This window comes from Frigidibacter oleivorans, from assembly GCF_003993775.1.
Classification (GTDB): Bacteria; Pseudomonadota; Alphaproteobacteria; order Rhodobacterales; family Rhodobacteraceae; genus Frigidibacter; species Frigidibacter oleivorans.
In genome coordinates, this window is the sequence record NZ_RJRZ01000002.1 from 140721 (window position 1) to 165744 (window position 25024).

The following is a 25024-nucleotide window of genomic DNA, read 5'->3' on the forward strand; positions in this document are numbered from 1 at the left end:
TTGCATGTGCGGGATCGGTCGGTTGCCGTGGCGATCACTGCGCGACGGTCGCGCGCAGCATCCAGGCCGCCTTTTCGTGGAACGCGGCGCGAGCGGTGACCAGATCGGCGGTGACGATGTCCTTGGCATCCTCGGCCACCTCTGCCACGTCATGCAGGCGCTTGGCCACGGCCTGATGGTCGCCGGCCAGCTCCTCGACCATGTTGGCGGCGTCGGGCAGCTTGGCGGTGTCCTTGATGCAGGACAGCTTTTCCATCTCGGCCAGCGTATGCGGCGCCAGCTGTCCGAGCGCGCGCATGCGTTCGGCCATCTCGTCGGCGGCCTCGAACATGTCCTCGTACTGTTCTTCGGTCAGCATGTGGATCGAGTAGAACAGCGGGCCTTCGACATTCCAGTGATAGGCGTGGGTCTTGAACAGCAGGCGGTAGGTATCGGCGAGCGAGCCCGCCAGCGACTCGGCCACTTTCGAGGGATCAGTGACGCCGGTCTTTACGGCCTTGTCATGGGGGACGACCTTCAGCGGTTCGGTCATGGTCAGCTCCTGTCAGGGGTTGGGGTCTGCTCGCAGGTCACGGCGTCTGGCCGCGCAGGGCCCGCGCAATCAGCGCGACGACGAACAGCACGAGGAAGATGAAGAACAGGATCTGGGCGATCCCGGCCGACGCGCTGGCGATGCCGCCAAAACCGAAGACGCCGGCAATCAGCGCGATGATGAAGAACACAGCGGCCCAGTAGAGCATCGGGGGCCTCCTTTCGCGATACGGGTTACGGGGGCAGCAGGGCGAGGGTAGCCCCGCAGGCTTGGGTGGGGTGCGTCCCCGAGGGGCGCATTGCCTTCCAAACGTCCGGCAGCCCGCGCGGTTCCTGAGCGGCCGGCGCGGGCCTGCGGCGCCGCTCTGCGACGGGCTGTCGCGGAACCTGCCGGAACCCTGTTCGCACGCGGGCGTTACCGTCAGGAATGCCGATTGCCGGAGCATCCCGCCCGGCACCAGTTCAGGAGATGGAAGTCATGGCCCGCGAACCCGATATCACCAACGGCAACGGCAAGGTGGCACAGGCCGACTACGAGGCGCTGTCGCAACAGATCGCCGCGCTGAAATCCGATCTCGCCGGCATCACCGGCACGCTGGCCGACATGGGCCGTCACCAGTCGCGCTATGCCGCGGCCCAGGCCCGCGCCACCGCCGACCAGCTGCGCGACGCCGGCGCCGAACAGGTCGAGGCGCTGCGCCTGCGCGCCAACGATGCGGTCGATCAGGCCGATGCCTTCGTGAAAGAGCGTCCGGGCACTGCGGTGGCGATCGCGGCCGCGCTCGGCTTCATTCTGGGCCTCGCCTCGTCGCGGCGCTGATGTTCGGCCTTCTGAACAACGTCGAATACCGCATGGTCCTTGCCGCACGCCGCGCGGCAAGGACCATCGTCTTCGGCGTGGCGATCGGCCTGTGCCTGATCGGCGCGTCGATCCTGCTGTCGGTCGCGGCCTTCGTGGCGCTGGCCAATGCCTTCGGCACCGCGCTCGCCGCGCTGGTACTGGGGGCGGCCTATCTGCTGCTGGCGCTGCTGCTGACGCTGGTCATGGCGATGCGCCCGCGCCTGCCGCCGCCGGCACCGCCGGTTCCCCTGGGCAGCGCCTTCCTGATGGGCATGCAATCGGGGCGCGCGATGGGGCAGGGGGTCAAACGGGGCCGCTGACGGCGGCCCCGGCATGGCGCGGCAGCGGCCTGGGGATGTTCAGAACCTGGTTCAGCGCCGCGCCCAGCAACACGGCATAGGCCGTGAGGTAGAACCACATCAGCAACGCGACCCCGGCGCCGAGCGAGCCGTAGATGCGGTTGTACGATGCGAAATTCGCCAGATAGACCGAAAACGCGACCGAGGCCGCCGCCCAAAGCAGTGCCGCCAGCGCCGCGCCCGGCGTCAGCCAGGGCGCGCGCTCGCGGATCGGGCTGTTCGGCCCGTAGCGATACACCATCCCCAGCGTCGCCAGCACCAGCGTGAAGCTGAGCATCCAGGGCAGCGCGGCGACGAGGCTGCCCTCGACCGGCCCCAGCGGCAGGAAATGCAGAAGGATCGGCAGGATGACCACCGTCGCCAGCGCGACGATGGCCATCGCCATCACCGCCAGCGTCAGCAGCAGCGCGACAACGATATGGCCGATGCCGCCGCGGTTCGGGAAGGCATGGATCGCGTTCAGCCCCTGCACCACCGAGGACAGGCCCGCGCGCGACGACCACAGCGCCACCATCAGCGACAGGCCCGTGCGCCAGCCGATGCTGGCGCCCGAGCTCTGGATCAGGGCGTCGACCTGTCCGGTGATCAGCCCGAAGGCCTCGGGCGGGATGAAGCCGGCTGCAACCTCGAGATATTCCTGGATCACGGCGGGGTCGGCCATCCAGCTCCAGACAGCGACCAGCGCCGTCAGCGCGGGAAAGACCGCGAACATTGCATAGAAGGCGACCCCCGCGGCGACGAGGCCGATATTGCGGGTGTTCATCACGTCCCACACGCCGGTGACGACGCCCCAGGGGGTCAGGGTGGCCTGTTGTTCGGTCACGCATCCTCCGCTGGATTGTCTGTCCGTCGCGTCCTCAGGGGATGGTAGGCAGATTTCGGCGCACATCAAGGCGTTGACAGCGTCGCGGTCCCGCGGAGGGGCATCCCGTGAAGGGAGCCGCGGAACGGACTTCTGGTGAGGGACAATGGGGAAGTCCGTTCCGCGGCATCCGGCATTGGCGGGGACCTGAAGCCGGATCGCCGTGCGGCCCGGCAAAGCCGCGACGGTCGAGACAAGAACCCCGAGAGGCCACCACGGTTCCAGCGGTTTGCGGAAATTTTCCGCCTCGTGCCGGTGGGTTCCCGGCTTTCCGCTTGCCCCGGCCGCCCCGCGTGGTTCAGTGCAGCGGGCAGGACCGGCAGAACGGGGGGAAGCGCATATGTTCATCGGGCTGGATCTGGGGACCTCGGGGCTGAAGGGCGTGCTGATCGACGACCGGCAGCAGGTGCTGGCCGAGGCGACGGCCACCCTGACGGTCGACCGGCCCGCCGAAGGATGGGCCGAGCAGGACCCCGCGCGATGGATCGCCGCGGCCGAAACGGTGCTGGCGGCGCTGGCCCGGCATGGGCTGGCGGCGGTGCAGGGGATCGGCCTGTCCGGCCACATGCATGGCGCGACGCTGCTGGATGCCGGCGACCGGGTGCTGCGCCCCTGCATCCTGTGGAACGACACCCGCAGCCATGCCGAGGCGGCGGCGCTGGACGCGGACCTGCGCTTTCGCGCCATCAGCGGCAATATCGTCTTTCCCGGCTTCACCGCGCCAAAGCTGGTCTGGCTGCGCAAGCACGAACCGGAGATCTTCGCGCAGGTCGCGCGCGTCCTGCTGCCCAAGGACTATCTGCGCCTGTGGCTGACAGGCGAACATGCGGGCGACATGTCGGATGCCGCCGGGACCAGCTGGTTCGACACCGGCGCGCGGGACTGGTCCGACACGCTGCTGGCGGCAAGCGGGATGACCCGGGCGCATATGCCCCGGCTGGTCGAGGGGTCCGAGGTCTCGGGCCAGCTGCGCCCGGCGCTGGCGGACCGCTTCGGCATGGGCACGGGCGTCACCGTCGCGGGCGGGGCCGGCGACAATGCCGCCTCGGGCATCGGGGTGGGCGTGGTGCGGGCGGGGCAGGCCTTCGTCAGCCTCGGCACCTCGGGCGTGCTGTTCGCGGCCAATGACGGCTATCGCCCGGATCCGGCGACGGCGGTGCATACCTTCTGCCACGCGCTGCCGGGAACCTGGCACCAGATGGGGGTGATCCTCGCCGCCACGGATGCGCTGAACTGGTTCGCGCGGCTGGCCGGCAGCGATGCAGCGGACCTGACGCGCGGGCTGGGGCCGCTGGAACCGCCCGGCAAGACGCGTTTCCTGCCCTATCTGGGGGGCGAGCGGACGCCGCTGAACGATGCCGCGGTGCGCGGGGCGTTCCTGGGGCTGGAACATGCGACCGGCCGCGACGAGGCGACGCGGGCGGTGCTGGAGGGCGTGGCCTTCGCCATCGCCGATTGCCGCGACGCGCTGGCTGCCACCGGGACCCGGATCGACAGCCTGATCGCCGTGGGCGGCGGGTCGCGGTCGGATTACTGGCTGCAGGCCATCGCCACGGTGCTGGGCATGCCGGTGCAGGTGCCGGAGGCGGGCGACTTCGGCGGGGCCTTCGGCGCGGCACGGCTGGCAATGATGGCGGCGACCGGCGCGGGGGCCGAGATCGCAGCGCCGCCCCGGATCGCCCGCACGGTGGACCCGCAGGCGGCACTGGCCGGGGCCTTTGCCGATGGCCATGCCCGCTGGCGGGCGGCGCGCGACGCGGTCCGGGCGCTGGCCTGACCCGGTCTGCCGCGCCTCAGCGATAGCGGTTCCACAGCGCGGCCTCGCCCATCCCAGCCACGAAGGCGGCATGGGCGGCCGCCTCGGCCTCGGTCAGGCGGGGCGGCAGGGGCACGGGGCGCGGGCGGGGCCGCCAGCCGGCGGGCTGTCCGGCCGCCGTGGAAAGTCCGGTCGCCATCGGACCGCCGAGCGCGAAATCCGGCTGCCGGCCGCCCAGAAGTTCCAGATAGACCTCGGCCAGCAACTCGCTGTCGAGCAGCGCGCCATGCTTTTCCCGCGACGAGTTGTCGACGCCGAAGCGGCGGCACAGCGCGTCGAGCGAGCCGGGCGAGCCGGGGAACCGGCGGCGCGCGATGGCCAGCGTATCCACCGCCCGGTCCTGCGCGATCGGGGGACGCCGGCACCAGGACAGTTCGGCGTTCAGGAATTTCATGTCGAAGGCGGCATTGTGGATGACCAGCTTCGAATCGGGGCCGATGAAGGCGAGGAAGGCATCCGCCACCTGCGCGAAGACCGGCTTGTCGCGCAGGAAGTCGTCGCCCAGCCCGTGCACGTCGAAGGCCTCTTGCGGCATGGCGCGTTCGGGGTTGATGTACTGGTGATAGGTCCGCCCGGTGGGCATCAGGTTCACCAGTTCCACCGCCCCGATCTCGACGATCCGGTGGCCCTCGCCGGGTTCGAAGCCGGTGGTTTCGGTGTCGAGAACGATTTCACGCATCGGGTCGGTCCTTCAGCCGGGACACCAGTGCTGCCACGGCGGCGCGGGTCTGCGCAAGATCGACGGTGGGGATGACGTAATCCGCGCGGGCACGCTTGTCGGCATCCGGCATCTGCCGCGCGAGGATCAGCTCCAGCTGCGCCTCGGTCATGCCGGGCCGGGCCAGCACCCGCGCGCGCTGCACCTCGGCAGGGGCGGACACGACGGCCACCGCATCGACCTGCGCCTCGCCCCCGGTCTCGTACAGCAGCGGGATGTCCAGCAGCACCAGCACCGCGCCCTGTGCCGCCGCCTGCGCGACGAATTCGGCACGGTCGGCGGCAACCAGCGGATGCACCGCCGCCTCGATCCGGGACAGGGCGGCGGGGTCGGCGGCGATCCAGTCTTTCAGCACGCCGCGATCGACCGCGCCATCCCGCACCGCCGCCGGGTGCAGCGCGGCGATTGCCGCCACCGCCGCCCCGCCCGGCGCATAGAGCCGATGCACCGCCGCATCCGCATCCCAGATCGGCACGCCGAGTTCGCCGAACATCGCGGCCGTCGTCGACTTGCCCATGCCGATGGAGCCGGTCAGGCCCAGCCGGAACGGCCTCATCCGGCCAGAACCGCGGCGCGGGTCTCTGCATCGACCTCGGGCCGCTGGCCGAACCAGCGCTCGAACCCCGGGGCCGCCTGATGCAGCAGCATGCCCAGACCGTCCACCGTGGTGCAGCCCATCTCTTCAGCCGTCTTCAGGAACCGGGTCTTCAGCGGGGTATAGACCAGGTCCGTCACCACCGCCGTCTGCGGCAGCGCATCCATCGGGGCCAGGAACTCGGGCTTGCCGGTCATGCCGAGCGAGGTTGTGTTGACCGCGGTGGCGACGTCTTCCAGCATCGCGCCCGCCTGCACCCAGTCATGCACCACGATCCGCGCGCCGAATTCCGCGCGCAGCGCCTCGGCCCGCGGCCGCGTACGGTTCGTGAGACGGATTTCCGGCACGCCCACTTCAAGCAGCGAGGCGACGACGGCGCGGGCCGCGCCGCCCGCGCCGAAGACGGCCGCCGGACCCGCCGCGGGTGCCCAGAACGGCGCCTGCTGGCGCAGGTTGGCGATGAAGCCATAGCCGTCGGTATTGTCGGCATGCAGCTTGCCGTCCTTGCGGAAGATCAGGGTATTGGCCGCCCCGATCAGCGCGGCGCGGTCGGTCACCACATCGGCGATCTGCAGCACGCTTTCCTTGTGCGGGATGGTGACGTTGCAGCCGACGAACCCGGCCTTGGGCAAGGCCGCCAGAACATCGCGCAGGTCCGCCTGCGCGATGTCGAGCGGGACATAGGCCCCGGCGATGCCATAGCGCCGCAGCCAATAGCCATGCAGCGCGGGCGAACGCGAATGCGCGACCGGCGAGCCGATGACGCCCGCCAGCGGGATCCGCGGATGATCTGTCATGGCGCGAGCTCCCCCCGCAGCCTCAGCCAGTTCAGCAGTTCCACGAGCGGCAGGCCCAGAATGCTGAAATGACTGCCTTCGATGCGCGACATCAGCCGCACGCCCTCCTTCTCGATCTGGTAGCAGCCGACGGAATGCCGGATGTCCTCCCAGGTGCGCGCCACATAGGCGTCTATTTGGCCCTCGGTCAGGTCATGCAGGGTCAGCCGCGCCTCGCCCACATGCCGCCAGAGCGGTTGACCCGCGCGATATACCACGGCGGCCGACAGCAGGCGGTGGGTTTTTCCCGCAAGCTCGGCCAACTGTGCCCGGGCTGCATCAGGCGAGCCGGGCTTGGCGAAGACCTTTCCCTTCAGCTCCAGCACCTGATCGGCGCCGATCACCAGCGCCTCGGGCCACCGCTCGGATACCTTGCGCGCCTTCATCTCGGCCAGGGCATCGGCGATGTCGCGGGGCGTCGCGCCCTCGGCCGTCAGCGCGTGGCGGATCGCCTCTTCATCGACGCGGCCGGGATGGACCTCGAAGGCCAGTCCCGCGTTGCGCAAGAGGCTGGCCCGCGTTTCCGAGGCAGAGGCGAGGATGATCGGCGTCACGCGGGCAATCCTGTGGAAAAGTGGCGGGCAACCGGCCGGGGGCGGCGGGGATATCGGGCGGTCCCCCTTCGGTCACCGGATTCCGCCCGCTCTGTCAACCGCGCGAGGGCGGGTTTTTCACATGTGCGCGGCGCCGTCCACGGGGTGTGGACAGCGCCCGGTCGGCCGGGATCTTCAATAGTTATCCACAGCTATCCTGTGAAACTTCCCCTCGCAACTCTCTGTTCTAAAATGGCTTTCCGTATATCTTGACTCTGCGGCAGAACTGCCAACAGGTCTTTCCACACCCTGCGGACGATGTGGATGAACCCCGTCGAAGGCCCGTGATCCCGTTACCCACAGGCCCTACGACATCATCTACTCTTCTCTCTTTATTCTTTGTCTTTAAGAAGAGCTGAAGACTGACGGAGCACGAAGATGACCGACCTGCTGGCGACGATCTATCCCTGGACCAAGAGCCTGCACGTGATCGCGGTCATCACCTGGATGGCGGGGATCTTCTATCTGCCGCGGCTCTACGTCTATCACGCCGAACGCGGGCAGGCGCCGGGCGAACCGGGCGACAGCTTCACGGTGATGGAACACAAGCTGCTGCGCTACATCATGAACCCGTCAATGTTGGCAGTCTGGATCTTCGGGCTGGCGCTGGTCTTCACGCCGGGGATCGTGGACTGGACGATGGTCTGGCCCTGGACCAAGGCCGCGGCGGTGCTGGCGATGACCTGGTATCACCACTGGCTGGCCCTGCGCCGCAAGGAGTTCGCCCGCGGCGACAACAGCCGCAGCGGCCGCACCTACCGGATGATGAACGAGGTGCCGACGCTGCTGCTGCTGGTCATCGTCTTCTCGGTCATCGTGAAGTTCTGAAGGCGGGTTTCTCGCCGTCGAAGGGCCGGCAGCGTTGACTCGCGGCCCGGGCATCCTTATGTGACGCCACCAGCAGGGCCGTCCGGCCCGATGCGCCCCCCGTAGTCTTTTGTCCGCCGCCCCGCCTTCGGGGTGTGCCCGCATGTTCCGAGCGCCATGACCGATACCCAGGACCGTCTCAACCTTTTCGAACTCAAGGCCAAGAGCCCCGCCGACCTGCTGGCGATGGCCGAGGAGCTGGAGATCGAGAACGCCTCGACCATGCGCAAGGGCGAGATGATGTTCTCGATCCTGCGCGAATATGCCGACGAGGAAGGCTATGACATCGGCGGCGACGGCGTGCTGGAGGTGCTGCAGGACGGCTTCGGCTTCCTGCGGTCGACCGAGGCGAACTATCTGCCGGGTCCGGACGACATCTACGTTTCGCCTGACATGATCCGCCAGTATTCGCTGCGCACCGGCGACACCGTGTCCGGCATCATCCGCGCGCCGGGGGAGGCCGAGCGTTACTTCGCGCTGACCAAGGTCGAACAGATCAACTTCACCGATCCCGACCGCGCCCGCCACAAAGTCGCTTTCGACAACCTGACGCCGCTTTACCCGAACGAGCGGCTGAAGATGGAGATCGAGGATCCGACGATCAAGGATCGCTCGGCCCGGATCATCGACCTTGTGGCGCCCATCGGGAAGGGGCAGCGCGCCCTGATCGTGGCACCGCCGCGCACCGGCAAGACGGTGCTGCTGCAGAACATCGCGCATTCGATCGAGGTCAATCACCCCGAATGCTATCTGATCGTGCTGCTGATCGACGAGCGGCCCGAGGAAGTGACCGACATGCAGCGCAGCGTGAAGGGCGAGGTCGTGTCCTCGACCTTCGACGAACCGGCCTCGCGCCACGTTGCGGTGGCCGAGATGGTGATCGAGAAGGCGAAACGTCTGGTCGAGCACAAGCGAGATGTTGTGATCCTGCTCGACTCGATCACCAGACTTGGGCGCGCCTACAACACTGTGGTGCCGAGCTCGGGCAAGGTGCTGACCGGTGGTGTCGACGCGAATGCGCTGCAGCGCCCCAAACGCTTCTTCGGCGCCGCGCGGAACATCGAGGAAGGCGGCTCGCTGACCATCATCGCCACGGCGCTGATCGATACCGGCAGCCGGATGGACGAGGTCATCTTCGAAGAGTTCAAGGGCACCGGCAACTCCGAGATCGTGCTGGACCGGAAGGTCGCCGACAAGCGGGTGTTCCCGGCAATGGACATCCTGAAATCCGGCACCCGGAAGGAAGACCTGCTGGTGGAATCGCGCGATCTGCAGAAGACCTATCTGCTGCGCCGGATCCTGAACCCGATGGGCACGACCGATGCCATCGAGTTCCTGATTTCCAAGCTGAAACAGACCAAGACCAACGGCGAATTCTTCGAATCGATGAACGGCTGACGCCGGCCAGGACCGATCCGGCAGGAGACGATGAAGACGATTTTCGCCTTGGCCTCTGCGCGTGGCCGGGCCGGGGTGGCGGTCATCCGCATCTCGGGTCCCCGGGCGATGGAGGCCGGGCAGTCGCTGGCCGGCAGCCTGCCCAAGCCCCGGCACAGTGCGCTGCGGCTGCTGCGCCACCGGGGCGAGCCGCTGGATCAGGCGCTGGTCCTGTGTTTCGGGGCGGGCGCGAGCTTCACTGGCGAGGATGTGGTCGAATTCCAGCTGCACGGTTCCATCGCCACGGTGAATGCCGTGCTGCGGGTTCTGGGCGACCTGCCGGGCCTGCGGCTGGCGGAGCCGGGTGAGTTTACGCGGCGGGCGCTGGAAAACGGCTGTCTGGACCTGGCGCAGGTCGAGGGCTTGTCGGACCTGATCGAAGCCGAGACCGAGGCGCAGCGGCGTCAGGCGCTGCGGGTGCTGTCGGGCGCGGTAGGTGCACGGGCAGAGGCGTGGCGTGCGCGGCTGATCCGTGCGGCGGCGCTGATCGAGGCGACCATCGACTTTGCGGATGAGGATGTACCGGTCGATGTGACGCCCGAGGTGACGGTGCTGCTGGAAGGCGTTCTGGCCGAACTGCGGCGCGAGGCGGCGGGCGCCCTGGTTTCCGAACGCATCAGGGACGGGTTCGAGGTCGCCATTGTCGGGCTGCCGAATGCGGGGAAGTCCACGCTGCTGAACGCGCTGGCGGGGCGCGAGGCGGCGATTACCTCCGAACATGCCGGCACGACGCGCGACGTGATCGAGGTGCAGATGGATCTTCGCGGCCTGCCGGTGACGGTGCTGGACACCGCCGGCCTGCGCGCGACCGAGGACGCGGTGGAGGCGATCGGGGTGGAACGGGCGCTGGCGCGGGCGAGGGCCGCGGACCTGCGCGTGTTCCTGATGGTCGATGACGGTCTGCCCGAGGGGCTGGAACCCGCGGGCGAGGACATTGTCATCCGCGGCAAGGCGGATGCGGGCGGCGGCGTCTCCGGCCGGACCGGGGCAGGGGTGCCGGAGCTGATGGACCGGATCGGCGCGATCCTGTCGGCCCGTGCGTCGGATGCCGGGGTCGTGACCCGCGAGAGGCAGAGGCTGGCAATCCTTCGCGCCATCGAGGCTTTGGAATCGGCGCGGGATGATGTAAGGGAAGGCTCCCACAAGGCAGAGCTGGCGGCGGAGGAGATGCGGCGCGCGATCCGCGCGCTCGACTCGCTCGTCGGTCGCGTCGACGTGGAGCATCTGCTGGGCGAAATCTTCTCCAGCTTCTGCATCGGCAAGTAGGAGTGTTTCACGTGAAACAGTTCGATGTCATCGTCATTGGCGGCGGTCACGCCGGGTCGGAGGCCGCACAGGCCGCCGCGCGGATGGGTGCGACCACGGCACTGGTGACGCTGCGCGCCGATGCCATCGGCGTCATGTCCTGCAATCCGGCCATCGGCGGGCTCGGCAAGGGCCATCTGGTGCGCGAGGTTGACGCCATGGATGGCGTGATGGGTCGCGTGGCCGACAAGGCCGGCATCCAGTTCCGCCTGCTGAACCGGCGTAAGGGGCCGGCGGTACAGGGGCCGCGGGCGCAGGCCGACCGCAGCATCTATCGGCAGGCGATGCAGGCGGAAATGGCGGCGCGGCCGGGCCTGACCGTGATCGAGGGCGAGGCGGCAGACTTCCTGATGCAGGGGGACCGGGTTGCCGGTGTCGTCTTGGCCGATGGCAGCGAGCTGGCGGCGCCGGCGGTGGTGCTGACCTCCGGCACCTTCCTGAACGGCGTGATCCATATCGGCGATGTGCGGCGGCCGGGCGGGCGAATGGGCGACCGGCCCTCGCTGCCGCTGGCGGCACGGATGCGGGCGCTGGACCTGCCGATGGGGCGGCTGAAGACCGGCACCCCGCCGCGGCTGGACGGCCGCACCATCGACTGGTCGGTGCTGGAAGATCAGCCGGGCGACGAGGATCCGGTGCTGTTCAGCTTCCTGCACAAGACGCCTTTCGTCCGGCAAGTCGCCTGCGGCATCACCCATACCAATGCCCGGACGCATCAGATCATCCGTGACAACCTGTCCCGGTCTGCGATGTATGGCGGCCATATCGAAGGCGTCGGCCCGCGCTATTGCCCCTCGATCGAGGACAAGGTGGTGCGCTTCGCCGACAAGGAGTCGCATCAGGTGTTTCTGGAGCCGGAAGGGCTGGACGATCACACCGTCTATCCCAATGGCATCTCGACCTCGCTGCCCGAGGATGTGCAGCACGACTATGTCCGGTCGATGCGGGGGCTGGAGAATGTCGCGATCCTCCAGCCAGGCTATGCCATCGAATATGACTATGTCGATCCGCGTGCACTGTCCGCCACGCTGCAGCTGAAGGCGGTGCCGGGGCTGTTCCTCGCCGGGCAGATCAATGGCACGACCGGCTATGAAGAGGCGGCGGCGCAGGGTCTGGTCGCCGGACTGAACGCGGCGCTGCTGGCGCAAGAGCGGGACGAGGCGATCTTTTCGCGGTCCGACAGCTATATCGGCGTGATGATCGACGATCTGGTGACCCGCGGCGTCACCGAACCCTACCGGATGTTCACCTCGCGGGCCGAGTTCCGGCTGTCGCTGCGGGCCGACAATGCGGATCAGCGCCTGACCCCGCTGGCGCTGCGCCTCGGTTGTGTGGGGGAAGACCGGGCGCGGGCCTACGGCGAGAAGATGGAGGCGTTGCAGGCCGGTCGGTCGCGGCTGGAGGCGATGAGCCTGACACCGAAGGAAGCGGCCGAGATCGGTATCAAGACGAGCCAGGACGGGTTGCGCCGCAACGGGTTTGCGCTGCTGTCCTTCCCGGATGCCAGCTTCGACATGCTGATGCAGGCCGATCCAGCCCTGGCCGAGATCGCGCCGGGCATCCGCGAACAGCTGGCCCGCGATGCGCTTTATGCCAACTATATCGCGCGGCAGGAGGCCGACGTGCAAGCGATGCGGCGGGACGAGACGCAGGAAATCCCCGCCGGGTTCGACTATTCGAGCCTCGGCGGGCTGTCGAACGAGTTGAAGGGCAAGCTGGCGCGGGTGCAACCGAAGACGCTGGCGCAGGCTGGTCGCATCGACGGCATGACGCCGGCAGCGCTGACGCTGATCCTCGCCAGGCTGAAGGCGATGGGGCGGGACAACCGCCGCGCGGCGGGATGACCGGCGCCGATTCGCTGGCAGATGTTTCACGTGAAACACGCGACCGGCTGGAAACCTATGAGTCGCTGTTGCGAAAGTGGAATCCAGCGATCAACCTCGTCGCGAAGTCCACGCTGGGCGACCTCTGGACCCGCCATTTTCGCGACTCGGCCCAGCTGTTCGACCTCTGCCCGGCGGGCGCGACCCGCTGGGCCGATCTCGGGTCTGGCGGCGGGTTTCCGGGGCTGGTGGTGGCGATCCTCGCCGCAGAGCGCGCCCCGGGTCTGGCGGTAACGCTGGTCGAATCCGATGTGCGCAAGGCCGCGTTCTTGTCCACCGTCGCGCGGGAAACGGGGCTGAACGTCCGGGTGCTCGCCGATCGGATCGAGGCTGTTGCGCCCCTGTCTGCCGATGTGCTGTCCGCCCGCGCGCTGGCCCCCTTGCCGCAGCTGCTGGCCTTTGCCGAACGGCATCTGGCGCCGGGGGGCAGGGCGCTTCTGCCGAAGGGTGCCAATCATGCCGCAGAGATTGCCGAGGCGCTTGCCAGCTGGCGCTTCGACCTGCAGAAACATCCCAGCCAGACCGACTCGCAGGCGGTCATCCTCGAAGTGACAGGTGTTGCCCATGTCTGATCCGTCCCGCCCGCCCGGACCGCGCATCATCGCCGTTGCCAACCAGAAGGGCGGGGTGGGGAAGACGACGACGGCGATCAACCTCGCCGCCGCGCTGGCAGAGGCCGGGCATCGCGTGCTGATCGTCGATCTGGACCCGCAGGGCAATGCCTCGACCGGGTTGGGGCTGGAACCCGGGGATCGGGGGCTGACCAGCTATGACTTGTTGCTGGAAGATGCGCCACTTCAAGATGTTGTGCGTCCCTCCGGTATCGCCAATATCTGGATCTGTCCCGCGACCACCGACCTGTCCTCGGCCGACATCCAGCTTGTCGCCAATGAAAAGCGCAGCTTCCTGCTGCACGATGCGCTGCGGCAGGTGGAAATCGACGACTTCGCCCTGGGCTTCGTGCTGATCGACTGCCCGCCGTCGCTGAGCCTGCTGACCGTCAACGCCATGGTCGCCGCGCATTCGGTGCTGGTGCCGCTGCAGGCGGAATTCTTTGCGCTGGAAGGCCTGTCGCAGCTGATGCTCACCATCCGCGAGGTTCGCGCCACCGCCAATCCCGACCTGCGGATCGAGGGTGTGGTGCTGACCATGCACGACATGCGCAACAACCTGTCGCAAATGGTTGAAAAGGACGCGCGCGACACGCTGGGGGACCTGGTCTTCGACACGGTGGTACCGCGCAACGTCCGGGTGTCCGAGGCGCCGTCCTATGCGGTGCCGGTGCTGCAATATGACAGCCTGTCGAAGGGCAGTCAGGCCTACCGAGCCCTGGCGCAGGAACTGCTGGCACGCTGCATGATGCCGGCCTGAGAAACGAAGAGGACGGGATGAGCGACAAGAAACCCGAACGCCGGGGCCTCGGCCGCGGCCTGTCGGCGCTGATGGCCGATGTGAACCTGACCCCGGCCAGCGAAACCCGCGATCAGCCGCGCCGCGCCGACCTGCGCCTGCCGGTGGAAAAGCTGGTTCCAAACCCGAACCAGCCGCGCCGCGACTTCGCCCAGGCCTCGCTGGAGGAGCTGGCGGCCTCGATCCGCGAAAAGGGCGTGATCCAGCCGCTGATCGTGCGCGAGGCCGGCGATGGCCGCTTCGAGATCGTCGCGGGGGAACGCCGCTGGCGGGCGGCGCAACTGGCGCAGGTGCATGACCTGCCGGTGATCGTCCGCGACCTCGACGATACCGAGGTGCTGGAAGTCGCGATCATCGAGAATATCCAGCGCGCCGACCTGAACCCGATCGAAGAGGCGATGGCCTATCGCCAGCTGATGGAACGCTTCGGCCATACGCAGGAAAAGCTGGCCGAGGCGCTGTCGAAAAGCCGCAGTCACATTGCCAACCTGCTGCGGCTGCTGAACCTGCCGCAAGAGGTGGTGGACCATGTGCGCGAGGGCCGGCTGACGGCGGGCCATGCGCGGGCGCTGATCGTGACCGACGATGCCGCCGACCTGGCGCGGCAGGTCATCGCCAAGGGCCTGTCGGTGCGGGAAACCGAACGGCTGGCCAAGGGCGTGGGCGAGCCGCGCGCGCCCCGGGACCGGCCCGCGCCCACGGCAGACAAGGATGCCGATACGCGGGTGCTGGAACAGGATCTGACCGCTACCATTGGTATGAAGGTCCAGATCGACCACAAGGGGGAGGGGGGAACCATCTCCATCGCCTACAAGTCGCTGGACGATCTGGACGAGATCTGCCGCGTCCTGTCGACGATGCGCTGAGGCGGGATCAGGCGCTCGGCCGCGTCCAGATGAACAGCGCCGTGCAGGCAAGCGCCAGCGCCTGCCCGGCGATGGCCAGCGGCGGCAGCCGCAACAGCACCGCCAGACCGAGGCTTCCCACAAAAGACAGCGAGGCGAGCTGCTTGCCGCGCAGCGGGATCGCCCCGCGCTCGCGCCAAGCGAGGATATGGGGGCCGAAGGTCGGGTGCGTGACCAGCCAGTGATGCACCCGCTCCGACGACCGGGCAAAGGCGAAGGCCGCCAGCAGCACGAAGGGCACCGTCGGCAGCAGCGGCAGCACGACGCCGATCGCGCCCAGCCCCAGGGCGGTCCAGCCCAGACCCGCCCACAGCATCCGCGCGATCATGCGGCCAGCTTCCGGATCACGGCGTTCAGCACGGCCCGGCCCCGTTCGGTGGCGCGCAGCCGGTCGGCATTGGTCTCGATCATCCCCAACTCCCGGAGGTCGCGGATCGCGTCGCCTGGTATCGGCGATCCGGCAAGGGCTTCATGTCGGGCGAGGCTGATCCCTTCGGCCAGCCGTAGCCCCATCAGCAGGTATTCATCCGCCTGTTCCGTCAAGCCCAGTTCCTCGCGCGGGGCTTCGCCATTGCCGGCCTCGGCCCGTTCCAGCCAGACCTGCGGCGCCGTCGGGGTCTGGGTGCCGAATTTTCGGCCCCCCAGCGTCAACCGCCCATGCGCCCCGGGACCGATGCCTGCATAGTCGCCATAGCGCCAGTAGATCAGGTTGTGGCGGCTTTCCGCACCCTCGCGCGCGTGATTCGACACCTCATAGGCCGGCAGGCCGGCGGCGGCGCAGATGTCTTGCGTCAGCGCATACATGTCCGCGGCGTCATCCTCGACCGGCAGACCGCGCAGCCCGCCCGCCGCATGGCGGGCACCGAAGGCCGTGCCCTCCTCGATGGTCAGCTGATAGAGCGACAGGTGATCCACGGCCAGCGCCAGCGCCGCCTTCAGCTCCGCCGCCCAGTCCTGCGGGCTCTGGTCCTGCCGGGCATAGATCAGGTCGAAGCTGACGCGGTCGAACTCCGCCCGCGCCACCTCGAAGGCCGCCCGCGCCTCGGCCGCTGTATGCAGCCGCCCCAGACGCCGCAGATCGGCATCGTTCATCGCCTGCATGCCCATCGACACCCGGTTGACCCCGGCCTGTCGATAGCCGCGAAACCGCCCGGCCTCGATGCTGCCGGGATTGGCCTCCAGCGTGATCTCGGCATCGTTCCGCATCGGCCATGTCGCCCGCACCCTGTCGAGGACCGCGGCCACGAGCTCCGGCTCCATCAGGCTGGGCGTGCCGCCGCCGAAGAACACGGTGTCAAGGATGCGGCCCCGTGTCTCTGCGCCGATGCGGTCGATTTCCGACAGGAAGGCCGCCTGCCAGCGGCGCTGGTCCACCCGTGCCGCGACATGGCTGTTGAAATCGCAATAGGGGCATTTCGAGGCGCAGAACGGCCAGTGCAGGTACAGGCCGAAGCCACCGTTCCGCCAGTCCTCGAGGCTCTCGTCCATCGCCGTCTCCCGGGGCCGCGTACTCGGCCACCGGGTCCAGATAATCGCTGAGGGTCAGCCGCGAAAGGCGGTGACCTCGATTTCCACCTTCATCTCGGGGCGGATCAGGTCGGCGATGACCATCGTCGCCGCCGGCCGGACCTCGCCGAAATGGCGCCCGAGCACCGGCACGATATCCTCGACCCAGGCCGAGTTGGTGACCGTGTATTGCACCCGCACCACATCGGCCATCGAGAAGCCGCCCTCGGCCAGCGCCCCGGCGATGGTGGCAAGGCAGTTCTCGGCCTGCTCGGCGGCGGTGTCGGGCATGGTCATCGTGGCATAGTCATAGCCCGTGGTCCCCGAGACGAAGCACCAGTCGCCCGCCACCACGGCGCGCGAATAGCCCATCGTCTTCTCGAACTCGGAGCCAGAGGAGATCAGCTTTCTCATGCGAAACATCCTTCGATGAACTTGCGGAAGGCATCGGCCCGATGGCTGATGCGGTTCTTTTGGGCGGGATCCATTTCGGCGAAGGTGATGTCGAACCCCTCGGGCTGGAACATCGGGTCATAGCCATGACCCTGCGTGCCGCGCATCGGCCAGACCAGCCGGCCTTCCACCTTGCCCTCGAATACCGCGTCGGTCCCGTCCGGCCAGGCCAGGACCAGCGTCGAGCGAAAGCGCGCGGTGCGGGGCAGGGGGGCCGCGATGGCCTCGCAGTCCGCCCAGGTGCGGGTCATCGCCATCGCGAAGTCGCGGCCGGCCGGGGTTTCGGCCCAGTCGGCGGTGTGGACGCCCGGCGCGCCGCCCAGACAATCCACCTCGATGCCGGAATCGTCGGCCAGCGCCGGCAGGCCCGTGGCCTTCGCCGCAGCATGCGCCTTGATCCGGGCATTGCCGACGAAGGTCTCTTCCGTCTCCGCAGGCTCCGGCAGCCCCATCTCGGCCGCGCCGACGACGCTGACGCCATGGGGCGCCAGCAGCGCCGCCATCTCTTCCAGCTTGCCGCGGTTGTGGGTGGCGACCAGCAGCCGGTCGCCGCTGAACCGCCGGGTCATGCCGTCGCGGCCTTCTGCGCCTTGACCAGATCGGCCACGCCCGCCTCGGCCAGGTCCAGAAGCTGCCCCATCTCGGTGCGCGAGAAGGTGGCGCCTTCCGCTGACATCTGCACCTCGATCAGCTTGCCTGCGCCGGTCAGGATGAAGTTGCCGTCGGTGCCCGCCTCGCTGTCCTCGGCATAGTCGAGGTCCAGCACCGGCTGCCCGCCATAGATGCCGCAGGACACCGCCGCGACATGGTCGAGGATCGGGTCGCTGGTCAGCGCCCCGGCCGCCAGCATCCGCTTCACCGCGATCCGCAGCGCCACCCAGCCCCCGGTGATCGAGGCGCAGCGCGTGCCGCCATCGGCCTGGATCACGTCGCAGTCGATGGTGATCTGGCGTTCGCCAAGCGCGCGCAGATCCACGCCCGCCCGCAGCGCGCGCCCGATCAGGCGCTGGATTTCCTGCGTGCGGCCGGATTGCTTGCCTGCCGCCGCCTCGCGCCGGTTGCGGCTGTGGGTGGCGCGCGGCAGCATCCCGTATTCGGCCGTGACCCAGCCCTTGCCGGTGCCCTTCAGGAAGGGCGGCGCCTTCTCCTCGATCGAGGCCGTGCACAGTACATGCGTGTCGCCCATCAGGATCAGGCACGAACCTTCGGCATGTTTCGTCACCCCGGTCTCGATCGAGATCGGGCGCAGTTGGTCGAGCTTCCGGCCAGAGGGGCGCATGACGTGGTCCTTTGCTGTCGGGCGTGTCTTTTTCGTCTGGCGCCCATTAGAGGGGCGGCCCCCGCCGATGCAACCCGCCGATGCGACCCGCGGTGCAGCGCGGCGACATCGCCGGCACCGTCCGGGGTCGCGGCGACGCGCCCGGTTGACGCCGGCGGCTGCCGCTCAATAATTGTCTTCCATCAGGGGCTCCGCTGCAGCGGACAGGCAGAAGGGTCGCGGGCGGGCGTGGCGGAACGGCGGCGATGAGCGACGGCAGCAAGATCCTCGCCGAACTGAACGACCGCAGCCGCGAGGTCTTTCGCCGCGTCGTCGAAAGCTATCTCGACTCGGGCGAGCCGGTGGGATCGCGCACCCTGACCCGCAGCATGAGCGAGAAGGTCAGCGCCGCGACCATCCGCAACGTCATGCAGGATCTGGAATATCTCGGCCTGCTCGACAGCCCGCATGTCTCGGCCGGTCGGGTGCCGACGCAGCTTGGCCTGCGGATGTTCGTCGACGGGCTGATGGAAGTCTCGACCGTGTCCGCCGCCGACCGCGAGCGCCTTGACGCCACGCTCGGCACCAACGAGGCCGACACCGCCGCGCTGTTCGACCGGGTGGGCTCTGCCCTGTCGGGCATCACCCGGGGCGCGAGCCTCGTGCTGGCGCCCAAGCACGAGGCGCCGGTGCGGCATATCGAATTCGTGCAGCTGGGTCCCGACCGGGCGCTGGTGGTGCTGGTCTTCGCCGACGGCCATGTGGAAAACCGCGTCTTCCGCCCGCCGCTCGGCCAGACCCCGAGCTCGATGCGCGAGGCGTCGAACTTCCTGAACGCGCTGGCCGAGGGCAAGACCCTGTCGGAACTGCGCAGCCATATCGGGCGCGAGATCGTGGCCCGGCGGCAGGAGCTCGACATCCTCGCGCGGGAACTGGTCGAATCGGGCGGGGTGCTGTGGGAAAACGAGGGCGGGCCCTATGAACGGCTGATCGTGCGCGGCCGCGCCAACCTGATCAACGCGGCCGAGGCCGAGGAGCTGAACCGCATCCGCGAACTCTTCGACGATCTGGAACGCAAGCGCGACATCGCCGACTTCCTCGAACTGGCGGAAACCGGCGAGGGCGTGCGCATCTTCATCGGATCCGAAAACAAACTCTTCTCACTTTCGGGTTCCTCTCTGGTGGTCTCTCCCTATATGAACGCTGACCGTAAGATCATCGGCGCCGTCGGCGTCATCGGCCCGACCCGGCTGAACTATGGGCGGATCGTGCCGATCGTCGACTATACGGCGCAACTGGTCGGGCGCCTGCTGTCCGACCGGCGCAAGGGGTAGACATGAGCGAGACGAAGAAAGACGAGATTCTCGAGGATCAGGCGCAGATCGCCGAACCCGCCGACGAGGCCGGCTTCGACGAGATCGAGGCGATCCGGGCCGAACGCGACGAGCTGCGCGACCGGTTCATGCGCGCGCTCGCCGATGCCGAGAACTCGCGCAAGCGGGCCGACCGCGACCGGCGCGAGGCCGAACAATATGGCGGATCGAAGCTCGCCCGCGACCTGCTGCCGGTGCATGACGCGCTGAAGCGGGCGCTCGACGCGGCGGGCGACGAACAGCGCGCCGCCGCCGCCGCGCTGATCGAGGGCGTGGAGCTGACCCTGCGCGAACTGACCAATGTCTTCGTCAAGCACGGCATGACCCCGGTGGCGCCCAAGGTCGGCGATACCTTCGACCCGCAGCTGCACCAGGCGATGTTCGAGGCGCCGCTGCCCGGCACCAAGGCCGGCGACATCATCCAGGTGATGGCCGAGGGCTTCATGCTGCACGACCGGCTGCTGCGCCCGGCGCAGGTGGGCGTCAGTTCCATGCCGAAGTCCTGACGGCTGCCGTCGCCCGCGGGGGTTTCACACCCCCGCACCCCCGCGGGATATTTCCGCCGACAAGAAGGTGCCCGCCGGCTTCGGGCGGCACGGCCCGCCCTTTTCACAGGGGCGGGCCGCTTCTCGTCGGGCGGTCATCGGCGTCCCCGCCTGTACCGCATCCCGATGCTGCGGCATCCCGGTTAAGGAAAGCTTGCGCGCTTCTTGTCGGCGCAAATATCCCGGGGGAGTCCGCCGCAGGCGGACGGGGGCAGCGCCCCCATCCCGTTACCCCTCCAGCAGTGCCTTCAGGTCGTAAAGCGCCTGCAACGCCGCCCGCGGCGACAGCTCGTCGGGGTGCAGCGCCGCGAGCCGTGCCTCGACCGGCGAGGGGCCTTTCGGCACGGCGGCCGAGGCGGGCGGCGCTGCCCGGCTGAACAGCGGCAGGTCGTCGACGATGGCGGCCTTGCGCGCGCCGCCTTCGCGGTCGCCCTTTTCCAGCGCCTCCAGCACCACGCGGGCGCGGTCGATCACCGCGGGCGGCAGCCCCGCCAGCCGCGCCACCTGCACGCCATAGCTGCGATCGGCCGCGCCCTGCCGCACCTCGTGCAGGAAGATGACCTCGCCCTCCCATTCCTTCACCGCGACGGTGGCATTCTCGACCCCCGGCAGCTTGGCGGCGAGCGCCGTCATTTCGTGATAATGGGTGGCGAACAGCGCGCGGCAGCGGTTGACCCCGTGCAGATGTTCCAGCACCGCCCAGGCAATCGACAGCCCGTCCCAGGTCGCGGTGCCGCGCCCGATCTCGTCGAGGATCACTAGCGCGCGGTCGTCGGCGCGGTTGAGGATCGCCGCCGTCTCGACCATTTCGACCATGAAGGTGGACCGGCCGCGGGCCAGGTCGTCGGCGGCGCCGACCCGGCTGAAGAGCTGGCTGACGAGGCCGATATGCGCCCGCTCTGCCGGAACGAAGGCGCCGGCCTGCGCCAGCAGCGCGATCAGCGCGTTCTGCCGCAGGAAGGTGGACTTGCCGGCCATGTTCGGGCCGGTCAGCAGCCAGACCGCCGGGGTCCCGCCCTCGGTCAGCGCGCAATCATTGGCGACGAAGGGCTGCCCCGCCCGGCGCAGCGCCGCCTCCACCACCGGATGCCGCCCGCCCGCGATGGCGAAGGCGCGGCTGTCATCCATCTGCGGCTCGCACCAGCCGGCCTCGGCGGCGATCTCGGCGAAGGCCGCGGCCAGGTCGATCTGCGCCAGCGCCTGCGCCGCCTGCCTGATCGCCGCCGCCTCGGCCAGCACGGCGGCGCGCAGGCCGTCGAAGATCCGCTTCTCGATCGCCAGCGCGTGCTGCGCCGCGTTCAGGATGCGGGTTTCCAGCTGGCTCAGCTCTACCGTGGTGAAGCGGACCTGGCTGGCCGTGGTCTGGCGATGGATGAAGCGGTCGGACAGCGCCATCATCCGCTCGGCATGGGCGGAGGTCGTTTCGATGAAATAACCCAGCACGTTGTTGTGCTTGATCTTCAGGCCCGCGATGCCGGTCTCGGCGCAATAGTCGGCCTGCATCCGGGCGATGACGCCGCGCCCCTCGTCCCGCAGCGCGCGCGTCTCGTCCAGTTCCGAGTCATGTCCGGCCGCGACGAACCCGCCGTCCCGCGCCAGCAGCGGCGGTTCCGCCACCAACGCAGCGTCGAGCAGCGCCAGCACCGCCTCATGCCCGGTCAGCGCCGTGGCGGCCTCGCCCAGCAGCGGCGGCACCTCGCCGTCCAGCAGCGTCGCCACCTGGCCGGCCTGCGTCAGCCCGGCGCGGATCGCCGCCAGATCGCGCGGCCCGCCCCGGTCCAGCGCCAGCCGGCCCAGGGCGCGGTCCATGTCGGGCGCGCGGCGCAGCCGGTCGCGCAGGTCGGCGCGCAGGCGGTTGTCCTCCAGCAGCCAGCGCAGGGCGGCGTGGCGCGCGCGGATCGCGCCGAGGTCGCAGGAGGGCGCGGCGATCCGCCGGTCGAGCAGCCGCGCGCCCGCCGCCGTCACCGTGCGGTCGATGGCCGCCACCAGCGATCCCTCGCGCCCGCCCGACAGCGATTGCGTCAGTTCCAGGCTGCGCCGGGTGGCGGCGTCGATCTGCATCGCGCTGCCGGCGGTTTCGCGCAGGGGCGGGCGCAGCAACGGCAGCCGGCCGCGCTGCGTCAGGTCGAGATAATCGACGATCGCCCCCATCGCCGCCAGTTCCGCCCGGCCGAAGCTGCCGAAGGCGTCCAGCGTGGCGGTGCCGTACAGGTCGCAGAGCCGCCGTTCCGCCCCGGCGGAATCGAAGCTGGCGCGCGCCAGCGGCGTCAGCGCCGCCTGCGCCTCGGCGGCGAGCGGGCGCAGGTCCGCCTCGCGCGCATCCGCCACCAGCAGCTCGCGCGGGGCGAGCCGCGCCAGTTCGGGCGGCAGGCGCACCAGCGGGCAGTCGGCCACCCGGAATTCGCCGGTGGAGATATCGACCCAGGCCAGCGCCGCCGCGTCGCGCACCTCGGCCCAGGCGGCGAGGAAGTTGTGACGCCGCGCCTCCAGCAGCGATTCCTCGGTCAGGGTGCCGGGGGTGACCAGCCGCACCACGTCGCGCGCCACCACGGATTTCGCCCCGCGCTTCTTCGCCTCGGCCGGGTCTTCCAGCTGTTCGGCGATGGCGACGCGAAATCCCTTGCGGATCAGGGTCAGCAGATAGCCCTCGGCCGCATGGACCGGCACGCCGCACATCGGGATGTCCTGCCCCAGATGCTGGCCCCGCTTCGTCAGCGCGATGTCGAGCGCCGCCGCCGCCGCCACCGCGTCGTCGAAGAACATCTCGTAGAAATCGCCCATCCGGTAGAACAGCAGCGCGCCCGGATTGGCGGCCCGGATCTGCAGATATTGCGCCATCATCGGCGTTGCGGTCGGTTCGGACAACCTGCCCCCTTTGCCTGCCCCGTCTTGGCTGTCCGCGGACCCTAGCGAAGCCCGGGCGCAGGGAAAAGGCCGGGCGCGCGGATCGGTTGTGGGGGCCGGTCCGCGCAGCTAGGATTCGCCCGGACGCAGGATCAGGCAGGGCGGCGATGACGATCTACAACCTCGGCTCGATCAACATCGACCATGTCTATCGCCTGCCGCATCTGCCCGGCCCGGGCGAGACGCTGGCGGCACTGGACTACCGCACCGGTCTGGGCGGCAAGGGCGCCAACCAGTCGGCGGCGGCGGCCCGGGCGGGCGCGCGGGTGGTGCATCTGGGCGCGGTGGGGCCGGATGGCGGCTGGACGCTGGACCGGCTGCGCGGCTGGGGGGTGGAGGTGGACCATGTGGCACGGGTCGAGGCTGCCACCGGCCATGCGATCATCAATGTCGATGCGGCGGGTGAAAACAGCATCGTCATCCATCACGGCGCCAACCACGGCTTCGCCTTCGACGCGGTGGACCGGGCGCTGGCGGGGGCCGCGCCGGGGGACCTGTTGCTGCTGCAGAACGAGACGGCGCATCAGGCGCGGGCGGCGATGCTGGCGGCGGGGCGGGGGCTGCGGGTGATGTATTCCGCCGCCCCGTTCGAGGTGGCGGCGGTGCAGGCGGTGCTGCCGCATGTGACGCTGCTGGCGCTGAACGCGGTCGAGGCGGCGCAGCTTTCCGCGGCGCTCGGCTGCGCGCCCGAGGCGGTGCCGGTGCCGCAGCTGCTGATCACCCGGGGGGCGGCGGGGGCGGACTGGATCGAACCTGCGCGCGGGCTGCACCTGCATGTGGCGTCGCCGAAGGTGGCGGCGGTGGACACGACCGGGGCGGGCGATACCTTCGCCGGCTATCTGGCGGCGGGGCTGGATGCGGGCGACCCGCCCGAGGCGGCCCTGCGCCGGGCGGCGGCGGCGGCGGCGCTGAAGGTGACGCGGCACGGCACGGCGGATGCGATCCCGGCCCGGGCCGAGGTCGAGGCCTTTCTGGCGGGGGCGGGCGCATGAACATCGCGATGTGGTCGGGGCCGCGCAACCTGTCGACGGCGATGATGTATGCCTTCGCGGCGCGGGGCGATTGCGCGGTCTGGGACGAGCCCTTCTATGCGGCCTATCTGGCCGCGACCGGTATCGACCATCCGATGCGCGAGGCGATCGTCGCCGCGCATGAGGCCGACCCGGACATCGTCGCCCGCGCCTGCGCCGCGCCCGCGCCGGGGGGCGCGCGGCATTTCTACCAGAAGCACATGACGCTGCACATGATCGACGGTTTCGACCGGTCCTTCATCCGCGATTGCACCAACGTCTTCCTGATCCGCCATCCCGCCCGGGTCGTCGCCTCCTACGCCGCCAAGCGCGAGGGGCCTACGCTGGCCGATCTGGGCTTCGTCCAGCAGGCGGAGCTTTACGATCAGGTGGCGGCGATGACCGGCCGCGCGCCGGTGGTGGTGGACAGCGGCGATATCCGCGCCGATCCGGCGGCGGTTCTGTCGCGGCTCTGCGCGGCGATCGGGCTGGACTTCACGCCGGCGATGCTGCACTGGCCGGCGGGGCCGAAGCCCTTCGACGGGGTCTGGGCGCCGCACTGGTACGGGGCGGTCCACCGCTCGACCGGCTTCGACGGGGCGGAAGGCCCGCTGCCGGAGCTTGCCCCGGACTATGCCGCGCTGGCCGCGGCGGCGCTGCCCTTCTACGACCGGCTGGCGGCGGTCAGGATCTAGCCGATCAGCTTCGACAGCTTCATCGCCACGGCGGCATTGCCCTGCAGCTTGATCTTGCCGGTGACCAGCGCGGTCATCGGGTTCAGGTTGCCCGACAGCAGCTTCACCAGGTTCTCCTCGCTGATCTTCAGCGTGCAGTCGGTATCGCGATCCACCCGGCTGGCGCCGCCATCGGCCAGCACGATCACGCCGCCTTCTCCACAATCAAATTTCAGCGAGCCCTCGAAGGGCTTTTCCTTCAGCTTGCGGTCGATGCGGGCGGCGATGTCGTCGAGTGTCATCTGGATCTCCGGCTGTGCGGGGGCATCTGGCGCGGCGGGCG

Annotated in this window: 28 protein-coding genes; 14 read left to right on the top strand and 14 right to left on the bottom strand. The window is 69.2% G+C overall.

Annotation, left to right across the window (positions count from 1 at the left end; all coding sequences use genetic code 11):
• Nucleotides 1-34 precede the first annotated feature (34 nt).
• Both EEY80_RS03715 and EEY80_RS03720 read right to left on the bottom strand, forming a co-directional pair.
• Nucleotides 35-532, bottom strand: coding sequence for a Dps family protein (locus EEY80_RS03715; protein WP_126975229.1), 498 nt, complete (start codon nucleotides 530-532; stop codon nucleotides 35-37).
• 37 nt (nucleotides 533-569) lie between these two features.
• A complete protein-coding gene (locus EEY80_RS03720) occupies nucleotides 570-740 on the bottom strand; it encodes a DUF1328 domain-containing protein (RefSeq protein WP_126975230.1) in 171 nt (56 codons plus the stop codon).
• 269 nt (nucleotides 741-1009) lie between these two features.
• Between EEY80_RS03720 and EEY80_RS03725 the strand changes: the two genes are divergently transcribed.
• The gene (locus EEY80_RS03725) at nucleotides 1010-1351 is read left to right on the top strand and encodes a DUF883 family protein (protein ID WP_164738123.1); all 342 of its coding nucleotides are present in this window, start codon (nucleotides 1010-1012) and stop codon (nucleotides 1349-1351) included.
• Nucleotides 1351-1692, top strand: a complete 342-nt coding sequence (locus tag EEY80_RS03730; protein ID WP_126975232.1) for a phage holin family protein — start codon at nucleotides 1351-1353, stop codon at nucleotides 1690-1692. The genes EEY80_RS03725 and EEY80_RS03730 overlap by 1 nt, the downstream gene beginning before the upstream one ends.
• Here EEY80_RS03730 and EEY80_RS03735 read toward each other — a convergent pair.
• Nucleotides 1676-2554, bottom strand: a complete 879-nt coding sequence (locus EEY80_RS03735) for a YihY/virulence factor BrkB family protein (protein WP_164738124.1) — start codon at nucleotides 2552-2554, stop codon at nucleotides 1676-1678. The genes EEY80_RS03730 and EEY80_RS03735 overlap by 17 nt on opposite strands.
• A gap of 379 nt (nucleotides 2555-2933) precedes the next feature.
• Between EEY80_RS03735 and xylB the strand changes: the two genes are divergently transcribed.
• Nucleotides 2934-4370 carry a xylulokinase gene (xylB, locus tag EEY80_RS03740; RefSeq protein WP_126975234.1) on the top strand — a complete coding sequence of 479 codons (1437 nt, stop codon included), beginning with the start codon at nucleotides 2934-2936 and terminating at the stop codon, nucleotides 4368-4370.
• Between the two features lie 16 nt (nucleotides 4371-4386).
• Here xylB and dnaQ read toward each other — a convergent pair whose 3' ends face one another.
• From dnaQ to EEY80_RS03760, 4 genes are read right to left on the bottom strand one after another with little or no spacing between them, the layout of a single operon-like run.
• Entirely contained in the window at nucleotides 4387-5088 is a 702-nt protein-coding gene (dnaQ, locus tag EEY80_RS03745) for a DNA polymerase III subunit epsilon (RefSeq protein WP_126975235.1), read from the bottom strand.
• The gene (gene coaE / locus EEY80_RS03750) at nucleotides 5081-5683 is read right to left on the bottom strand and encodes a dephospho-CoA kinase (protein ID WP_126975236.1); all 603 of its coding nucleotides are present in this window, start codon (nucleotides 5681-5683) and stop codon (nucleotides 5081-5083) included. The genes dnaQ and coaE overlap by 8 nt, the downstream gene beginning before the upstream one ends.
• Nucleotides 5680-6519, bottom strand: coding sequence for a shikimate dehydrogenase (locus EEY80_RS03755; protein ID WP_126975237.1), 840 nt, complete (start codon nucleotides 6517-6519; stop codon nucleotides 5680-5682). The genes coaE and EEY80_RS03755 overlap by 4 nt, the downstream gene beginning before the upstream one ends.
• Nucleotides 6516-7112: a Maf family protein gene (locus tag EEY80_RS03760; protein ID WP_126975238.1), complete on the bottom strand. Its 597-nt coding sequence runs from the start codon at nucleotides 7110-7112 to the stop codon at nucleotides 6516-6518. Before EEY80_RS03760 ends, EEY80_RS03755 begins: the two co-directional genes overlap by 4 nt.
• 417 nt (nucleotides 7113-7529) lie before the next feature.
• On the opposite strand from EEY80_RS03760, the gene hemJ reads away from it, so the two are divergent.
• The 7 genes from hemJ (at nucleotide 7530) to EEY80_RS03795 (ending at nucleotide 14919) form a co-directional block, all read left to right on the top strand.
• Complete coding sequence (gene hemJ, locus EEY80_RS03765; RefSeq protein WP_126975239.1) at nucleotides 7530-7979, top strand: protoporphyrinogen oxidase HemJ; 450 nt, start codon at nucleotides 7530-7532, stop codon at nucleotides 7977-7979.
• Nucleotides 7980-8135: 156 nt separating this feature from the next.
• Nucleotides 8136-9416, top strand: a complete 1281-nt coding sequence (gene rho, locus EEY80_RS03770; RefSeq protein WP_126975240.1) for a transcription termination factor Rho — start codon at nucleotides 8136-8138, stop codon at nucleotides 9414-9416.
• Between the two features lie 30 nt (nucleotides 9417-9446).
• Complete coding sequence (gene mnmE / locus EEY80_RS03775; RefSeq protein ID WP_126975241.1) at nucleotides 9447-10721, top strand: tRNA uridine-5-carboxymethylaminomethyl(34) synthesis GTPase MnmE; 1275 nt, start codon at nucleotides 9447-9449, stop codon at nucleotides 10719-10721.
• Between the two features lie 2 nt (nucleotides 10722-10723).
• Complete coding sequence (mnmG, locus tag EEY80_RS03780; protein WP_205749020.1) at nucleotides 10724-12604, top strand: tRNA uridine-5-carboxymethylaminomethyl(34) synthesis enzyme MnmG; 1881 nt, start codon at nucleotides 10724-10726, stop codon at nucleotides 12602-12604.
• A complete protein-coding gene (rsmG, locus tag EEY80_RS03785; protein ID WP_126975243.1) occupies nucleotides 12601-13215 on the top strand; it encodes a 16S rRNA (guanine(527)-N(7))-methyltransferase RsmG in 615 nt (204 codons plus the stop codon). Before mnmG ends, rsmG begins: the two co-directional genes overlap by 4 nt.
• Complete coding sequence (locus EEY80_RS03790) at nucleotides 13208-14014, top strand: ParA family protein (RefSeq protein WP_126975244.1); 807 nt, start codon at nucleotides 13208-13210, stop codon at nucleotides 14012-14014. Before rsmG ends, EEY80_RS03790 begins: the two co-directional genes overlap by 8 nt.
• Before the next feature lie 17 nt (nucleotides 14015-14031).
• Nucleotides 14032-14919, top strand: a complete 888-nt coding sequence (locus tag EEY80_RS03795) for a ParB/RepB/Spo0J family partition protein (RefSeq protein WP_126975245.1) — start codon at nucleotides 14032-14034, stop codon at nucleotides 14917-14919.
• A gap of 7 nt (nucleotides 14920-14926) precedes the next feature.
• On the opposite strand, the gene EEY80_RS03800 is transcribed toward EEY80_RS03795, so the two are convergent.
• From EEY80_RS03800 to rph, 5 genes are read right to left on the bottom strand one after another with little or no spacing between them, the layout of a single operon-like run.
• Complete coding sequence (locus EEY80_RS03800; RefSeq protein ID WP_126975246.1) at nucleotides 14927-15286, bottom strand: YbaN family protein; 360 nt, start codon at nucleotides 15284-15286, stop codon at nucleotides 14927-14929.
• Nucleotides 15283-16446 carry a radical SAM family heme chaperone HemW gene (gene hemW / locus EEY80_RS03805; RefSeq protein WP_126975247.1) on the bottom strand — a complete coding sequence of 388 codons (1164 nt, stop codon included), beginning with the start codon at nucleotides 16444-16446 and terminating at the stop codon, nucleotides 15283-15285. The genes EEY80_RS03800 and hemW overlap by 4 nt, the downstream gene beginning before the upstream one ends.
• 54 nt (nucleotides 16447-16500) lie before the next feature.
• Nucleotides 16501-16878, bottom strand: a complete 378-nt coding sequence (locus EEY80_RS03810) for a RidA family protein (protein ID WP_126975248.1) — start codon at nucleotides 16876-16878, stop codon at nucleotides 16501-16503.
• Nucleotides 16875-17486 (bottom strand): RdgB/HAM1 family non-canonical purine NTP pyrophosphatase, encoded by a 612-nt coding sequence (rdgB, locus tag EEY80_RS03815; RefSeq protein WP_126975249.1) that lies wholly within the window; start codon nucleotides 17484-17486, stop codon nucleotides 16875-16877. Before rdgB ends, EEY80_RS03810 begins: the two co-directional genes overlap by 4 nt.
• Nucleotides 17483-18196, bottom strand: a complete 714-nt coding sequence (rph, locus tag EEY80_RS03820) for a ribonuclease PH (protein ID WP_126975250.1) — start codon at nucleotides 18194-18196, stop codon at nucleotides 17483-17485. The genes rdgB and rph overlap by 4 nt, the downstream gene beginning before the upstream one ends.
• 245 nt (nucleotides 18197-18441) lie before the next feature.
• On the opposite strand from rph, the gene hrcA reads away from it, so the two are divergent.
• Nucleotides 18442-19509 (top strand): heat-inducible transcriptional repressor HrcA, encoded by a 1068-nt coding sequence (hrcA, locus tag EEY80_RS03825; protein ID WP_126975251.1) that lies wholly within the window; start codon nucleotides 18442-18444, stop codon nucleotides 19507-19509.
• A 2-nt stretch (nucleotides 19510-19511) separates the two neighbouring features.
• A complete protein-coding gene (locus EEY80_RS03830) occupies nucleotides 19512-20054 on the top strand; it encodes a nucleotide exchange factor GrpE (RefSeq protein ID WP_126975252.1) in 543 nt (180 codons plus the stop codon).
• A 267-nt stretch (nucleotides 20055-20321) separates the two neighbouring features.
• On the opposite strand, the gene mutS is transcribed toward EEY80_RS03830, so the two are convergent.
• A complete protein-coding gene (gene mutS / locus EEY80_RS03835) occupies nucleotides 20322-22934 on the bottom strand; it encodes a DNA mismatch repair protein MutS (RefSeq protein ID WP_164738141.1) in 2613 nt (870 codons plus the stop codon).
• A gap of 170 nt (nucleotides 22935-23104) precedes the next feature.
• Between mutS and EEY80_RS03840 the strand changes: the two genes are divergently transcribed.
• Nucleotides 23105-23989 (top strand): ribokinase, encoded by an 885-nt coding sequence (locus tag EEY80_RS03840; protein ID WP_126975254.1) that lies wholly within the window; start codon nucleotides 23105-23107, stop codon nucleotides 23987-23989.
• Entirely contained in the window at nucleotides 23986-24702 is a 717-nt protein-coding gene (locus tag EEY80_RS03845; RefSeq protein WP_126975255.1) for a sulfotransferase-like domain-containing protein, read from the top strand. Before EEY80_RS03840 ends, EEY80_RS03845 begins: the two co-directional genes overlap by 4 nt.
• Here EEY80_RS03845 and EEY80_RS03850 read toward each other — a convergent pair.
• Nucleotides 24699-24983 carry an SCP2 sterol-binding domain-containing protein gene (locus EEY80_RS03850; protein ID WP_126975256.1) on the bottom strand — a complete coding sequence of 95 codons (285 nt, stop codon included), beginning with the start codon at nucleotides 24981-24983 and terminating at the stop codon, nucleotides 24699-24701. The two genes, EEY80_RS03845 and EEY80_RS03850, sit on opposite strands and share 4 nt — an antisense overlap.
• Nucleotides 24984-25024 lie beyond the last annotated feature (41 nt).